The sequence below is a fragment of the Micromonospora rifamycinica genome, from assembly GCF_900090265.1.
In the GTDB taxonomy this organism is placed as follows: Bacteria; Actinomycetota; Actinomycetes; order Mycobacteriales; family Micromonosporaceae; genus Micromonospora; species Micromonospora rifamycinica.
Genome location: NZ_LT607752.1, coordinates 5,824,503 through 5,838,937, shown reverse-complemented (window position 1 = coordinate 5,838,937; position 14,435 = coordinate 5,824,503). Strand labels below are relative to the sequence as shown.

The 14,435-nt window shown below is 74.9% G+C and carries 13 protein-coding genes; 5 read left to right on the top strand and 8 right to left on the bottom strand.

Features of this window, described 5'->3' with window-relative positions; all coding sequences use genetic code 11:
- Positions 1 to 10: 10 nt before the first annotated feature.
- Genes GA0070623_RS24735 through GA0070623_RS24725 form a run of 3 tightly spaced genes read right to left on the bottom strand, consistent with a single transcriptional unit; the run spans position 11 to position 2,072 of the window.
- Positions 11 to 715: an SMI1/KNR4 family protein gene (locus GA0070623_RS24735; RefSeq protein WP_067310656.1), complete on the bottom strand. Its 705-nt coding sequence runs from the start codon at positions 713 to 715 to the stop codon at positions 11 to 13.
- A 50-nt stretch (positions 716 to 765) separates the two neighbouring features.
- Positions 766 to 1,578, bottom strand: coding sequence for a hypothetical protein (locus tag GA0070623_RS24730; protein WP_067310659.1), 813 nt, complete (start codon positions 1,576 to 1,578; stop codon positions 766 to 768).
- Positions 1,575 to 2,072, bottom strand: coding sequence for a SigE family RNA polymerase sigma factor (locus GA0070623_RS24725; protein WP_067310663.1), 498 nt, complete (start codon positions 2,070 to 2,072; stop codon positions 1,575 to 1,577). Before GA0070623_RS24725 ends, GA0070623_RS24730 begins: the two co-directional genes overlap by 4 nt.
- Before the next feature lie 161 nt (positions 2,073 to 2,233).
- Here GA0070623_RS24725 and GA0070623_RS24720 point away from each other — a divergent pair, with 161 nt between their 5' ends.
- A complete protein-coding gene (locus tag GA0070623_RS24720; RefSeq protein WP_067310666.1) occupies positions 2,234 to 3,112 on the top strand; it encodes a DUF3152 domain-containing protein in 879 nt (292 codons plus the stop codon).
- 184 nt (positions 3,113 to 3,296) lie between these two features.
- On the top strand, positions 3,297 to 6,098 hold the full coding sequence (locus tag GA0070623_RS24715; RefSeq protein ID WP_067310669.1) for an Hsp70 family protein: 2,802 nt from the start codon (positions 3,297 to 3,299) through the stop codon (positions 6,096 to 6,098).
- Positions 6,099 to 6,227: 129 nt separating this feature from the next.
- Here GA0070623_RS24715 and GA0070623_RS24710 read toward each other — a convergent pair whose 3' ends face one another.
- The gene (locus GA0070623_RS24710) at positions 6,228 to 7,025 is read right to left on the bottom strand and encodes a S1 family peptidase (RefSeq protein WP_067310671.1); all 798 of its coding nucleotides are present in this window, start codon (positions 7,023 to 7,025) and stop codon (positions 6,228 to 6,230) included.
- 380 nt (positions 7,026 to 7,405) lie between these two features.
- Positions 7,406 to 7,945, bottom strand: a complete 540-nt coding sequence (locus GA0070623_RS24705) for a hypothetical protein (RefSeq protein ID WP_067310674.1) — start codon at positions 7,943 to 7,945, stop codon at positions 7,406 to 7,408.
- Between the two features lie 119 nt (positions 7,946 to 8,064).
- Here GA0070623_RS24705 and GA0070623_RS24700 point away from each other — a divergent pair, with 119 nt between their 5' ends.
- Positions 8,065 to 8,397 (top strand): hypothetical protein, encoded by a 333-nt coding sequence (locus GA0070623_RS24700; RefSeq protein ID WP_067310678.1) that lies wholly within the window; start codon positions 8,065 to 8,067, stop codon positions 8,395 to 8,397.
- A gap of 144 nt (positions 8,398 to 8,541) precedes the next feature.
- On the opposite strand, the gene GA0070623_RS24695 is transcribed toward GA0070623_RS24700, so the two are convergent.
- The 3 genes from GA0070623_RS24695 to GA0070623_RS24685 all read right to left on the bottom strand — a co-directional run bounded on the left by GA0070623_RS24695 (position 8,542) and on the right by GA0070623_RS24685 (position 11,008).
- Positions 8,542 to 9,009, bottom strand: a complete 468-nt coding sequence (locus GA0070623_RS24695; protein WP_067310681.1) for a ribose-5-phosphate isomerase — start codon at positions 9,007 to 9,009, stop codon at positions 8,542 to 8,544.
- 72 nt (positions 9,010 to 9,081) lie between these two features.
- Positions 9,082 to 10,284, bottom strand: a complete 1,203-nt coding sequence (locus GA0070623_RS24690) for a DUF1015 family protein (protein ID WP_067310684.1) — start codon at positions 10,282 to 10,284, stop codon at positions 9,082 to 9,084.
- A 100-nt stretch (positions 10,285 to 10,384) separates the two neighbouring features.
- Entirely contained in the window at positions 10,385 to 11,008 is a 624-nt protein-coding gene (locus GA0070623_RS24685) for a mycothiol-dependent nitroreductase Rv2466c family protein (RefSeq protein ID WP_067310688.1), read from the bottom strand.
- Between the two features lie 223 nt (positions 11,009 to 11,231).
- On the opposite strand from GA0070623_RS24685, the gene pepN reads away from it, so the two are divergent.
- Positions 11,232 to 13,778: an aminopeptidase N gene (gene pepN, locus GA0070623_RS24680; protein WP_067310691.1), complete on the top strand. Its 2,547-nt coding sequence runs from the start codon at positions 11,232 to 11,234 to the stop codon at positions 13,776 to 13,778.
- Between the two features lie 83 nt (positions 13,779 to 13,861).
- Entirely contained in the window at positions 13,862 to 14,425 is a 564-nt protein-coding gene (locus GA0070623_RS24675; protein WP_067310694.1) for a Uma2 family endonuclease, read from the top strand.
- The last annotated feature ends 10 nt before the right edge of the window (positions 14,426 to 14,435 follow it).

Genomic DNA, 14,435 nt, shown 5'->3' with positions numbered 1-14,435 from the left:
CCGAGTTCCCCTACCGCGCCGAGGCGCGCTGCCGGACGTCGGTCCCACCGGATGCGGCCTCGCCCTCGGCGGCCACCAGCCAGCGCCGGTACCAGCGGGCGAAACCGAGCGGGGTGCCGTCGTCGTCGTACAGCGGCCGGAAGCCGCCGCCCTCGGCGATGTCGTCGGCCCACATCCGGCCCCGGGCGGGACCACTGACCACGAGTGCCTCCCGCAGCGCACAGCCGAGATGGCACAGGTACAGCAGGCCGACCGAGTGCTCCGGGGTGAGGACGATCCGCTCGTGCTGCTCCCAGTGGGCGTCCTGCGCGGCGGCGAACGCCTCCGGCGAGTCGTAGTCGTCCTCGTCGGGGTGGGCGGGGAGGCCGTCGGCCGGGTTGAACGCCTCGACGTGGGCGAACGGCTGCCCCAGGGCCTCCAGCGTGGTCAGGTCGGCGCCGTCGCCCTCCCACTGCCACCGCCCGTCGCGCCGGCGCAGCGGGAACAGCCCGTAGGCCGGTCCCGCGCCGCCCCGGCCCGCCTCCCGGAGGAAGGACCGGTACTCGGCGGGCAGCTCCACCTGGAGCTGCGCCTCCACCTCGGCCAGTTCCCCGGCGGTCAGCGGCGGTTCGAGCTCCCACCCGTGGTCGGAGGAGCCGAACACCGCGCCGGCACCGGGCGTCGCAGCCAGCCGCGCGAGCCGTCCCCGGACGTCCGACCAGTCGCCACCTGTCATGCCCGCGACGGTACAAGCTCCCGGCCGCCCCGGCCCGGTCGGCGGCCGGGTCAGAGCGGCCGACCGGTCCGGTCCCGGGCGACGATGCCGTCGAGGCGCACGCCGGGGGCGAGGTCGGCCGGGTTGAACCAGAAGATCACCAGTTCCGGGTCGGTGCTCCACCGGGCCAGCCGGGCCTCGACCTGTCGACCGTCGACGGTGCCGACGATCCGGCTCACCGGACCGACGAAGTAGCCGAAGGTCGGCACCGGCGGGCGGGTCGCCGAGGGGGTCGCGTCGTCGTACCCGATCTCGTGGAAACCCGGTCGTCGGTCGCTGCCCCGCACGTCGTTGACGACGATGTCGTCGGTCAGGTCCCCGGCGGGGGTACGGCGACCGGCCATCAGTCCGATCCGCACCCCGGGCGCCTCCGGCAGGTCGACCGCCACCATGTAGTACACCCGCTGGCCGCCGCCGTACCAGATGCCGGTCTCCACTACGTCGCCGACCGGCCGCCGGTGGGAATCGGTTTCCGGCGGGGTGGCCGGGGGCGCACCGGTGGGGACGGATCCCGGCGGGGTGGCCGGGGGCATACGGGTAGGGGCGGATCCCGGCGGCGGCGGGGTGGCCGGGGACGCACCGGTGGGGGCGGCGACGCCGCCGACGGGCGGCCGGTCCGGGGCCGGCGGCCGTACCCACCGCACGCCCAACCCGACGCCGCCGGCCACCAGCACGGTGACCAGCGCCGTCGCGCCCGCACCGACGAACCGGCGGCGTCGGCGCAGCCGCCGGCCGTCGCGCATGATCGCGGTCAGGTCGAGATCGTCGTGGTACGGCCCCTCGGTCGCCCGCATCGCCCGGCGGAGCTGCTCCAGCTCGTTCACCGGGGGGCGCCCTGGGTCGTCGGGGTACCGGTGGCGCGCAGCTTCTGCAACGCCCGGGAGCTGGTGCTCTTCACCGTGCCGAGCGATACGCCCAGTTCGCGGGCCACCTGCGCCTCCGGGAGGTCGAAGTAGTAGCGGAGCACGACGATGGCCCGCTCGCGGGGGCTGAGCGCGCCGAGGATGGCGAGCAGCCAGCGGCGGGTGGCGACGTCCTCGGCGACATCACCGTGCCGCTGCTCGGGCAGCTCGTCGGTGGGGTACTCGCGGATCGGCCGCCGCCACCCGTCGACGAGGTGGTTGACCAGGACCGTCCGGGCGTACCCGTAGGCGTCCTCGTCGCGGATCCGCGACCACGACGCGTACGTGCGGACCAGCGCGGTCTGCGCGGCGTCCTCGGCCTGGTGGTGGTTGCCGGTCATCAGGAAGGCGGCATGCGTCAACCGCCCGGAGGCCGACCGGGCGAACTCGACGAACTCGGCGTCACCCCGGGCCATGCCCGCTCTTCCCGCATCCCGGCCCGCACTTCCCGCATCTCACGACACACAGGACGGGCCGGGCCACCGAAAGGTTGAGTCCGGGACGGATCAACTATGGCGGCGGGCCGCCCGTCCTTCCCGCTACCCGTCGCCGACCGGCGCCGGGCGGAGGGAGCGTCATGGCGACGAAGGGTAGCCCCCACCGGGGCAGCGGCCGGTTCCGACGGCCGGCGGCGGCGCTGCTGGTGGCCGGCTGGTTGGCCGGCTGCGGGGTGCCCACGACGGCGGACCGGGCTGCGGCGGGACCGGCCGACCCGGCAGCGGCGGCCGGGCCGACGGCGAGCGGCGGACCTGCGGCAGCGGTCGGCGGCGTACCGCTCGCGGCGACCGGCGGACCTGTAGCGGCGGGTGGCGGGACGACGGCGGGCCGGGCCGGGACCGCCCCGGTCAGCTATCCGGCGGACGGGAGCAACCGCTGGCAGGTCGCGGCCGGGGAGCCGGCGGCCCCGACGGGCACCGGCCGGCTGGTGCGGTACCGGGTGGCGGTGGAGCGGGACATCCGGGGGCTGCCGGTGGCCGGGTTCGCGGCCGAGGTCGGCGCGACGTTGACCGCCCCGCAGGGCTGGGCCTCGGGTGGGAGGCTGCGCCTGTGGCGGGTCGGCCCCGGCGGACCCGCCGACTTCACCGTGCACCTGGCCACCCCGGGCACCCGCGACGAGCTGTGCGGGGACGCCGCGGACGGCTACACCTCGTGCCGCAACGGCGACCGGGTGGTGGTCAACGTGGCCCGCTGGGTGAAGGGCGTGCCGGGCTACGGCGCGAGCCTGGAGACCTACCGGCGGTACGTGGTCAACCACGAGGTCGGGCACCGGCTCGGCCACGGCCACGAGCGGTGCCCGGGGCGGGGCCGACCCGCACCGGTGATGCAGCAGCAGACGCTGGGCCTGCACGGCTGCACCGCGAACGCCTGGCCGTACCGCGACGGGAGGCGCTACGCGGGGCCGGCCGGCTCCTACGCCGACGCGATCCCGCCCCGCGAGCCGGGCCGCCGGGGCTGAGCCCGGTCCGGGCCGCCGGGGCCGACTCCGGTCCGGGCCGCCGGGGCCGACTCCGGTCCGGGCCGCCGGGGCCGCCCCCGAGCCGTGCCGCCACCCCGCGACGGACCGGCCGGAGCCCGGGGCGGCGCGGGAGACGTACCATGCGGGACCGGGCATCCCCTCGTCCCGGCGGAGGTAGCGACGGATGGCAGGCCAGCAGGACGGATACGCCCTCGGGGTCGACCTGGGCACCTCCAACACCGTGGCCGTGCTGCGCTGGCCGGACGGGCGGACCCGGCCGCTGCTCGTCGACGGCCAGCCGGTCCTCCCCTCCGGGGTCTACGCCGACACCGACGGCCGGTTACACGTCGGCCGGGACGCCCAACGGCTGGCCCAGGCGGACCCGACCCGCTACGAGCCGAACCCGAAGCGTCGGGTGGACGAGCCGACGGTACCCCTCGGCGACCGGTCGTACGCCCCGGCGGAGCTGCTCGCCGCGACCCTGTGGGCGATCGCCGAGCAGGCGGTGGCGACGGTGGGTTTCCTGCCCCCGGCGGTGGTCACCTATCCCGCCGCCTGGCAGGCACCCCGGCGACAGGTCCTGCACGACGCGTTGAGCCTGGCCGGGTGGCCGTCGGCGGCCGAGCACACGATGTCCGGCCCGGTGCCGGTCGGCACCCGGCTGCTGCGGGAACCGGTCGCGGCGGCCCGCTACTACACCGAGGTGCTGCGCCGACCGGTGCCGGTGGGCGAGTCGGTCGCGGTGTTCGACTTCGGCGGCGGCACGCTGGACGTGGCGGTCGTCCGCAACGAGGGCGCCGACCCGTGGGGCGACTCGGGATTCACGGTCATCGCCACCGGCGGGATGGCCGACCTCGGTGGGCTCGACCTCGACGAGGCCCTGCTCGGCCGGCTCGGTGAGCTGGTCGGCGGGGAGCAGCCGGCGCTCTGGGGCCGGCTGACCCGGCCGGAGACGACCGGCCAGTGGCGGGACCGGCAGCAGCTCCGGGACGCCGTACGCGGGGCGAAGGAGATGCTGTCCCGGGTGAGCGTCGCGCCGGTCGCGGTACCCGGCCTGGAGGCCACCGTGCCACTCACCCGGGAGGACCTGGAGCGGCTGGCCACTCCCCTGCTGACCCGGGCCGTCGCCCGTACCCGCGAGGTGATCGCCGAGGCGGGGCTCACGCCGGACCGGCTCGCCGGGCTCTTCCTGGTCGGTGGCTCGTCCCGGGTTCCGCTGGTCGCCCGGCTGCTGCACACCGAGCTGGGCGTCGCGCCGACCGTGCTGGAGCAGCCTGAGCTGCCGGTGGCCGAGGGCGCGCTCACCGACCTGCCGCTGCCCCGCCGCAGCCGGCGTCCCGCACCGGCCGGCGCGGCGGCCCTCGCCCCGCCCGCCGGACCGCCCGGCACCACTCCGACCGGACCGGACGACGGCACTCCCGCGGCACCGGGCGGCACCCTCCCCGCCGGGCCGAGCGGCACGCTGCCGGCTGCGGCGACCGGCGGGACGCTGCTGGCCACACCGGTCGCTCCCACGCCGGTCGGCGTGCCGGGTCAGGGCGGACACCCGGCGGGGACGGGCTGGCCGGGCGTACCCGGGACGGGATCGCCGACGTCGCCGGAGGCCGGCGGCCAGCCGGTGGGGCCGGTGCGGCGCGAACGTCGGAGGTGGTGGATCGGGCTCGGCGCGGGCCTGGCGCTGGCCGGGGTGCTGGGCGCGGCGGCACTCTGGTTCACCCGGGACCGCTACCCGGCGCTCGACTTCCACATCCTGACCGAGGTGGCCCGGCCCGCCGCCGACGGGGACCGGCCGACGGCGATGTTCACCGCCGTGGCCGACGACCGTGCGTACCTGGCCTATCAGCTCCCTGACGACCGGTTGACGGTGGTCGCGGTCGACGCCGGCACCGGGAAACAGGCGTGGCGGAACACCATCGCGGCGGGCGCCCAGCGGTGGACCGGGGTCCGGGCGGTGCCCGGGGCGGTGCTGGCCGTCGCGGACGCGGCCGGCGACAGCACGCCACGGGACGTGGTGGTGCTCGACGCCGGGTCCGGCAGGGAACGGTGGCGGCTGCCGGTGCACGGGGACGACGCGGTGCACGTCACCGCCGACACCCTGGTGTGGGTGGACGGCGGCGGCAGCCGCCTGGTCGGCCTGCGGCTGCGCGACGGCAGGCAGCAGTGGGAGCAGCCCAACCCGCGCAGCGAGTACGGCGACACCCGGACCACGGTGCTGCCGGTCGGCACCGGGGCGGGCGCGGCCGGTCCCGCCCAGTTCGACGGCGCTCCACGCACCCCCTGGCGGGGGGACGCCGACCGGCTCGTGCAGGTGGGGGCCGACCGGTCGGTCCGGGTGCTCGACATGAACAGCGGCAAGGTGCTGCGCCGCCGGGACGGGGTCGCCGACGTCACCGACCGGATGGTCGCCCACGCCGACCGGCTGTACCTCGTCGAGGAGGACCGGGGGTACAAGCTCCTCGGGTACGACCTGGGCAGCCTCGCCGAGCCGACGGTGCTCTACAGCGCGGGCGACCAGCGGCGGGTCACCGGGCTGGTGGCCTGCGGCGAGCACCGGGCCTGCCTGCTCGAGGTGCCGGACGGGGAGGCCGAGCGGACCGAGGTGGTCGCCGCCACCGAGGGCAAGGGCAGCCGTCGGTGGCCGGCGGCGGGTGGCCGCGACCTGGTGCCGGTGGGTGAGCACCTGCTCGTCCGGCGGGATTCGCCGAAGACCACGGTGAGCCTCTTCGACCCGGCCGGCAAGACGGTGCTGGCCGACCGGAAGGGTACGGCGGCCCGGGTCGACGCCGGCAACCTGCTGGTCTTCGCGGAGACCCCGAGCAGCTTCGAGGACGACCGCAGCATCGCCGGGGTGTCGACCGCCGGTGACCTGACCGAGATGGGGCAGCTCCAGGGCGTCCGCAGCGAGTCGTGTTCGTGGAACACCTCGACGATCGTGTGCGGGGCCGAGCGCGACTTCGTGCTGTACCGCTTCGCCGGCGACGGCTGAGCGGAAGACAGCCGAGCGGGAGAGCCGGCCGGTGCGGGTGCCGGCCGGAGCACCGGACGCCGTCGCGCCACCGACCGCCGGGGTGACGGTCGGTGGCGCGGCGGGAAACGGGTACGGGTGCCGGGCCGGTCAGCCGCCGAGGCTGGCGGCGGCCGAGGCGATCGACGCGGCGAACGTGCTCACCTGGGTGTAGACGCCGGGGGCGTTGGGCCGGGCACAGCCGTCGCCCCAGCTCACGATGCCCACCTGGATCCAGGCGTTCGCGGCGTCCCGACGGAACATCGGGCCACCGGAGTCACCCTGGCAGGTGTCGGTGCCACCGCTGGCGTAGCCGGCGCAGATCTCCTCGGCGGCGATCAGCTCACCGGGGTAGGAGGCGGAGCAGCTCGCGTCACTGACGAAGGGCACGGTGGCCTTGAGCAGGTAACGCTGCTGCGCCCCACCCTCGCGGGCCGCGCCCCAGCCGGCGACGGTGAAGGTGCCGCTGTCGTACGCGGTGGTGGTGGCGATGGGCAGGGTGGCCTGCGACGTGACCGGGGTGGCGAGCCGGATGAGCGCCCAGTCCTTGCCGCTGCCGTTGTAGCCGGGGGCCCGGTAGACGTAGTTGGACTTGACCTGGATCCGGCTGCTCGACTGGAGGTCGACCGCGCCGAGGGTCGCGGTGATGCTGGTGTTGTTGCCGGTGCGGTTCACGCAGTGGGCGGCGGTGAGCACCAGCCGGGGGCTGTAGAGCGCCCCGCCGCAGCCCATGGAGAGCCGGACCATGAACGGGAACTCGCCCTGGGCCGCCCGGGTGCCGCCGACGACCGACGGCGCGGGGTCGGCGATGGGCGCGGCGGTGGCCGGGGCGGTCAGGACGAGCGACCCGGCGGTGATCGCCACCATCGCGGCGGCCGTCCGGCCGATGAGACTGCGCCAACGGTTCACTGGGCCTCCAACCCTCGGCGGCGCCGGTGGAGCGCCGGTTCGATGGCGGGAGCCTAGAGCGATAGATCGACGAAGCTCAACATACTGATGAGGTCATACGACCACGTCCCCGCCCGTGGGCAGCACCGACGCGGGTGTGGGGTCACCCGGCGGAGGGGGATGAAGAGGGTTCGGCGGGGTAAGACAGCGTCCGGCCTGGTGGAGTCGACCGGAGTCGTGGGTCAGCCCGCGACCGGACGCGGGCGGACCGGGTACACCACCCGGCCCGCCCGCCGTACCGGGCCACCACCCGCGCCCGGCCGGCGGCGCGGTCGGTCACCGGCGGCGGGACAGGCGATCAGCGACGGGCGGGGCAGCCGGTCACCGGCGGCCGGGGGCACTCAGTTGCCGGTGACGAAGTTCCAGGCGTCCATCACCCACTGGGTCTGCTGGAGGTAGGCGATGCCGACCCCGGCCAGGAAGATCCCCGTCACCAGGTGGGCACCGCGTGCGCTGCGGCGGACGCGGCCCAGTTGGCGCTCCAGGACGACCCGGCCGAGCAGCCGGGAGAGCGCGAAGAGGCCGGCCGCCACCAGCAGGCTGAGCAGGAAGGCGAGCAGCGGGGCGCCCAGGTCGCCCCGGCCGGAGATGGCCCAGATGCCCCAGCAGACGAAGGCGAAAAGCGCGCCGGCCGCGCTCCACTCACCGCCCCGGCGCAACTGCTCGACGTGCCAGCTCATCGGCCGGCGCGGCGCGGCCGGCTCGGCCCAGCCGGAGTCGTCGTGGTCGACCACCGGGAACGGCTCGGTGCGCGGAGCCCGGGGCTGCCCCACCGAGGCGACGCCCCGGCGGAACGGATCCCGCTGCGGCGGCACCCCGACACCGGGCTGGGGCGGCACCTCGACGGTCCGCTCGGCCCACGGCTGTGTCTGGTCTGCCATTTCGTTTCCTCCCCATGACCGGTGCCGGCCGTCGACCGGTCCACCGTCTTCGAGGGTAGCGAGCGGACAAACCGCCGCGGCCGGCCCGGCCCGGGGCCGCCGGGCGGTACGGTCGGCAGATGGCGGATGCGGAGCGGCGACGACGCCGGTTACGGCACTCACCCCAGCCGGGGGACGGCACGGACGGGCCACCGGCGGCGGTCACCGCGGAGGTGCACGACGGGGTTGCCGCGCCCCGACCCCGGCGGTCCGCCCCGGGCGGCGAGGACGGCGAGCGGGGGCTGCGGGGGCTGGTCGGTTCCGGCTCGTCGCAGGTCGGGGTGAGCGCGGCGCTGCGCGCCCGGGACGCGGCCCGGCCCACCGAGCGGGACCTGGCCGAGGCCGAGGAACGGCTGGTGATCATCCGACGGAACTGGGTGCCCCGGGAGGACCTGCCCCGCTCGGGCCGGTGACCGGCGTCACCGGGGACGGCTCGGGCCAGTGACCGGGCCTGACCCGGAGGACCGGTCGGGACGGTGACCGGCGTCACCCGGGCCGGGCGGCGGGCCGGGACCGGGCCAGCCGGCGGCCGGCCCGGTCGGTGTGCCGGGGGCGGGTCAGGGCAGGTCGGGCAGTTCGCGGGTGCGCTCGTACTCGGCCACCTGGGCGATCCGCCGACCGTGCCGCTCGTTGCCGGAGAACGGGGTGGTGAGGAACGCCTCGACGATGGCGGCGGCCTCGTCCAGGGTGTGCTGGCGGGCACCGACGGCCACCACGTTGGCGTCGTTGTGCTGCCGACCGAGCTGGGCGGTCTCGACGCTCCAGGCCAGCGCTGCCCGGACGCCGACGACCTTGTTGGCGGCGATCTGCTCGCCGTTGCCGGAGCCGCCGATGACCACGCCCAGGCTGCCCGGGTCGGCCACCACCCGGTCCCCGGTGTGCAGGCAGAAGGTCGGGTAGTCGTCGTCGGGGTCGAAGGCGTGCGGGCCGAGGTCGACCAGCTCGTATCCCTGCTTGGCCAGGTGATTGGCCAGGTGCACCTTCAACTCGAAGCCGGCGTGATCGGATCCCAGGTAGACGCGCATACCGGGCAGTCTGTCAGGGCCGCGCCCCGGCCCGCCGTGGGGGCGGCGTGCCGGGGCGGATTCGTCACACGGTCAGCGGGGCAGTTCGGCGACGACCAGACCGCCGCGCGCCTTCGGGGTGAACCAGGTGCTCTTGCGGGGCATCTTCTCCCGGGCCAGGTTCACCGCGACGAAGTCGTCCACGGTCACCGGGGCGATCAGGACGGCCAGCTCGGCCCGGCCGGCGTCGACCTCGCCGGTGAGCCAGCTCGCCGGGTAGTCGCCGCCGACGTAGGTGATCCGCTTGTCGCCCGGGTCGAGGCCGAGGGCGTCGCGCAGCAGCAGCCGTTCGACCAGGGCGTGGTCGAGGTTCTCCAGCCGGGCGGCGTCGGCGTCGTGCGGCAGGGTCACCGCGTACCCCTGGCCGGCGAGCCGGAGGTGCACGGTGCCGCCGGCCGCCGGGACCTCGACCGGGCCGTCGATCGGGGCGAGCTGCGCCCCGGCGGCGCGGAGCCGGTCGAGCAGCTCGTCGGGGGTGCTGGTCAGCTCGCTGACCAGCCGGTTGTAGGGCTGGATGGCGACCGATGCCGGCGTGGTGACCACCGCGAGGAAGCGCGGGAAGCCGCCGGTCTGCGCGGCCAGGCTGCGGTGGTTGCCGTCGGCGACCACCAGTTCGCCGCCGCCGGCCAGCGCGGTCAGCGCGTCCTGGTCGGGGCCGGGGCCGAGCAGCCAGATGGCGTGCGTCCGGCCGGCCTGGTCGGTGTCGGTGGCCGCCGGCACGCCCGCCGCGTCGGTCGCCGCCGCGAGCGCGGCGTGCAGCTCGTCGCCCCGCCCGGTCTGCAACAGGAGCACGGGCGAGAGCAGGTGACCCAGCGCCTCGGCCAGGGCGACCCGCTCCCGCACCTTGGCGATGAAGACGTCCTCGTTGCGGATGACCAGGCCGGGCTCGTCGGCGCTGGTGGAGATCTGGTCGGTGTCGACCATCGCGAACAGCCCGTACGCCGGCTCCTCGCCCGGGGCGCTGATCCGGTAGAGGACGACGACCTGCTCGGCCGGGGTGTAGCTGCCGTCGGCCTTCGCCTCGGTGAGCCGGGCCACCGCGTCGCCGAGCGCATCGAGGAAGGACTTCCCGAGACTCTCCGGCGCCCGGTGGGGCATCTCGATGCCGAGGGCACTGTGCGGGTTCGCCTCGATGATCGCGGTGATCTCCGCGTCGTCGGCGAACTCGTCGTAGTTCTGCGCGCCGGTGCCGCCAGTGGTGATCCAGGCCCGGGTGATCGGATGCACGACCGTCATGGGGCTTGACGCTACCGGCGCGGGCACCCACCATCACGCCGACCCCGGGGCCGGTCCACCAGATGAACCGTCCCGTCGTCCGGGCCCGCCCCGGGCCGGGTCACTCGAAGATGGGCCCCAGCGTGCGGGAGCGCTTCAGCTCGTAGAAGCCGGGGGTGCCGGCGACCAGCAGGACGCCGTCCCAGAGCCGGCCGGCGGCCTCGCCCTTCGGGGTCGGGGTGACCACCGGGCCGAAGAAGGCGACAGTGCCGCCGTCCGGGCCGGGGGCGTGCACCACGGGGGTGCCGACGTCGGTGCCGACCGGCCGCATGCCGGCCTCGTGACTGGCCCGCAGCGCCTCGTCGTACCCGGTGGAGTCGGCGGCGTCGGCGAAAGCCGGGTCCAGCCCGACGTCGGCCAGCGCGGCGGTGATCATCTCCCGGCCGAGCGGTTCCTTGCCGAGGTGGATCCGGGTGCCCATCGCGGTGTAGAGCCGCGCCAGGGTCGCGCCGCCGTGCGCCTGCTCGACGGCGATGCAGACCCGCACCGGCCCCCAGCCCCGCTCCATCATCTCCCGGTACTGCTCGGGCAGCTCCCGGCCCTCGTTGAGCACCGCCAGGCTCATCACGTGATAGCTGATCTCCACGTCCCGGACCTGCTCGACCTCCAGGAGCCAGCGGGAGGTGATCCAGGCCCACGGGCACAGCGGGTCGAACCACATGTCGACGGCGACACGTTCGGTCACGGTCAGGTCCCTTCCTCGGGCCAGGCCGGCCGGCAGGCCCGACAGGCTGGCCTTTCGATCCTCACCCCGGACGGCACCGATCGGTAGCGGAATGAGAGCGTGACGTCGACCACCGCACGGTCGGTGCATGGAAGACTCGGCTCGGGTCGCCGCCACGAGCGGCCGGCAGGGGCTGGCGCAGCCGTGAGGCGGCGAGAGTGGGATGGAGACGAAAGTGCCAGGAGTGCGCAACCTGACCCAGGCCGAGGCCACCGAGCGGGCCCGCCTGCTGGAGGTCACCGGGTACGACATCGACCTCGACCTGTCGACCGCGGTGCAGGCCGAGGGCCGCACCTTCCGGTCGGTGACCGAGGTCAGGTTCCGCTGTGCCGAACCCGGCGCCGGCACCTTCATCGAGACCGCCGCCGAGTCGGTGCACGCGGCCACGTTGAACGGCGAGCCGGTGGACCTCGCCGACTGGTCGGCCGAGAAGGGCCTGGCGCTGACCGGGCTGGCCGCCGAGAACGTGCTCGTGGTGGACGCCGAGTTCGGCTACTCCAACAGCGGCCAGGGCCTGCACCGCACGGTCGACCCGGTCGACGGTGAGACGTACCTCTACAGCCAGTTCGAGACCGCCGACGCGCAGAAGGTGTTCGCCTGTTTCGACCAGCCCGACCTCAAGAGCGTGTACACCTGGCACGCCACCGTCCCGACGCACTGGCGGGTGGTCTCCAACATGCCCGCCGAGCGGGAGGAGCCGGCCGGCGAGGGGCTCAAGACCGTCCACTTCACCACCTCGGCGCGGATGAGCACCTACATCACCGCGCTCTGCGCCGGCCCGTACCACGAGGTGCGGGACAGCCACGACGGCATCGACCTGGGGGTCTTCTGCCGGGCCTCGATGGCGCCCCACCTGGACGCCGACGACCTGTTCCTGGTCACCCGGCAGGGCTTCGACTTCTTCCACCAGCAGTTCGGGGTGCGCTACCCGCTGCCCAAGTACGACCAGCTCTGGGTGCCCGACTTCAACGCCGGCGCGATGGAGAACTTCGGCTGCGTCACCCACGCCGAGTCGCACTACCTGTTCCGCTCGCAGGTCACCGACTTCGAGTACGAGCAGCGGGCCAACACGATCCTGCACGAGCTGGCCCACATGTGGTTCGGCGACCTGGTCACCATGCGCTGGTGGAACGACCTGTGGCTCAACGAGTCGTTCGCCGAGTGGGCCAGCCACTGGTGCAACACCCACGCCACCCGGTTCTCCGAGGCGTGGACGACCTTCCTGTCGATCCGCAAGAACTGGGGTTACCGGCAGGACCAGCTCTCCTCCACCCACCCGGTCTACTGCGAGATGCCGGACCTGGAGGCGGTCGAGGTCAACTTCGACGGCATCACGTACGCCAAGGGCGCCAGCGTGCTCAAGCAGCTCGTGGCGTACGTCGGCGAGGAGCCGTTCCTGGCCGGGCTGCGGGCGTACTTCGCCAAGTACGCCTGGGGCAACGCCACCTTCGACGACCTGCTCACCGAGCTGGAGACGGCCTCCGGCCGGGAGCTGCGCAAGTTCGCCGCCCAGTGGCTGGAGACCGCCCAGGTCAACACCCTGCGTCCCGAGGTGACCATCGGGGCCGACGGCGGCTACGAGCGGGTGCTGGTCCGGCAGGAGGCACCCGCCGGCCACCCGACACTGCGCACCCACCGGATCGGGGTCGGCCTGTACGACCTCACCGACGGCCGGCTGGTCCGCCGGGAACGGATCGAGGTGGACGTCACCGGCGAGAAGACCGAGCTGTCGGCGCTGCACGGCCGGCCCGCCGCCGACGTGCTGCTGCTCAACGACGACGACCTGACGTACACCAAGCTGCGGCTCGACGAGCGGTCGATGGCCACCGTGGTGCCGCACATCGCCGGCTTCGAGTCGTCGCTGGCCCGCGCGCTGTGCTGGACGGCGGCCTGGGACATGCTCCGGGACGCCGAGCTGTCCGCCCGCGACTACGTGGCGCTGGTGCTGGCCGGCCTGCCCGCCGAGGCCGACATCAACCTGGTCACCGCCACCCTGCGGCAGGCCAGCACCGCGCTGGTCTTCTACGCCGATCCGGCCTGGGCGCCGACCGGCTGGGCCGCGCTGTCGCGGACCGCGAAGGCGACCCTGGCGGCGGCCGAACCGGGCAGCGGCTTCCAGCTCGCCTGGGCCCGCGCGTACGCCTCGGCGGCCCGCTCCGACGAGGACCTGGCGACGTTACGCGGTTGGCTGGCCGGCACCGGCGTGCCGGCCGGGCTGACCATCGACACCGAACTGCGGTGGACGGTGTTGCAGTCGCTGGTGGCCAACGGGGCCGCCGGCACCGCCGAGATCGAGGCGGAGCTGGCCGGCGACCGGACGGCCTCCGGTGAGCGGGAGGCCGCGTACGCGCACGCGCTGGTGCCGACCGAGGAGAACAAGGCGGCGGTGTGGTCCCTGCTGACCGGTGCCGACGCGCTGCCGAACTGGCGCAACCGGGCGCTGTTGCAGGGGCTGACCCACCCGGCGCAGGTCGCGCTGACCGCGCCGTACCGCGAGCGCTACTTCGCCACCGTGGCGCAGGTGTGGGCGCAGCGGGACAGCGAGCCGGCGCAGGAGTTCGTGCAGCTCGCGTACCCGGCCTATCTGGTCGAGGAGGAGACGGTGGCGGCCACCGACGCCTGGCTCGCCGGGGACGGCCACCCGGCCCCGCTGCGCCGGCTGGTGGCCGAGGGGCGCGACGGGGTGGTCCGCGCGTTGAAGGCCCGCGCCCGGGACGCCCGCAGCGGCTGACGTCGAGGTGCACGGCCCGGGGCCGGCGCGGGTGCGAGCCCACGCCGGCCCCGGGCCGTTATCGTGGGCCGAGGAGGTGAGCGATGGCACAGCCGACGTACGAGTGGCGGCCACCCGAGCGGGACTGGCGCGAACAGGACCTGTACGAGCTGCCCGAGGACGGGAACCGCTACGAGATCATCGACGGGAGTCTGCACGTGACCCCTCCGGCCGGCCCGTACCATCACGAACTCGCGGACGACATCCGGATGGCGCTGCGGCAGAGCGCGCCCGCCGACTGGCGGGTGATCCGCGAGATCGGGGTCCGGGTGCCGGCCGGTAACCTCATCCCGGACGTCACCGTGCTCCGGCCGGGTGCCCCCCGGGACCGGATGTGGGCCGACCCGTCGGACGTCGCTCTGGTCGTCGAGGTGGAATCGCCCAACAGCCGTCGCCACGACCGCCTGACCAAACCGGCGCTCTACGCGGAGTCCGGCATTCCCGCCTACTGGCGGGTGGAGCGGAGCGACTTCGGTCCCGTCGTCTACCGGTACACCCTGGTCAAGGGAGTGCACTACAACCTGCTCGGCACCGTCGGCCCGGATGAGCCGGTACCGGTCGACGAGCCGTGGCCGATGCGACTCGATCCCCGCGACTGGCCCCGCTGACCGGCAGCCG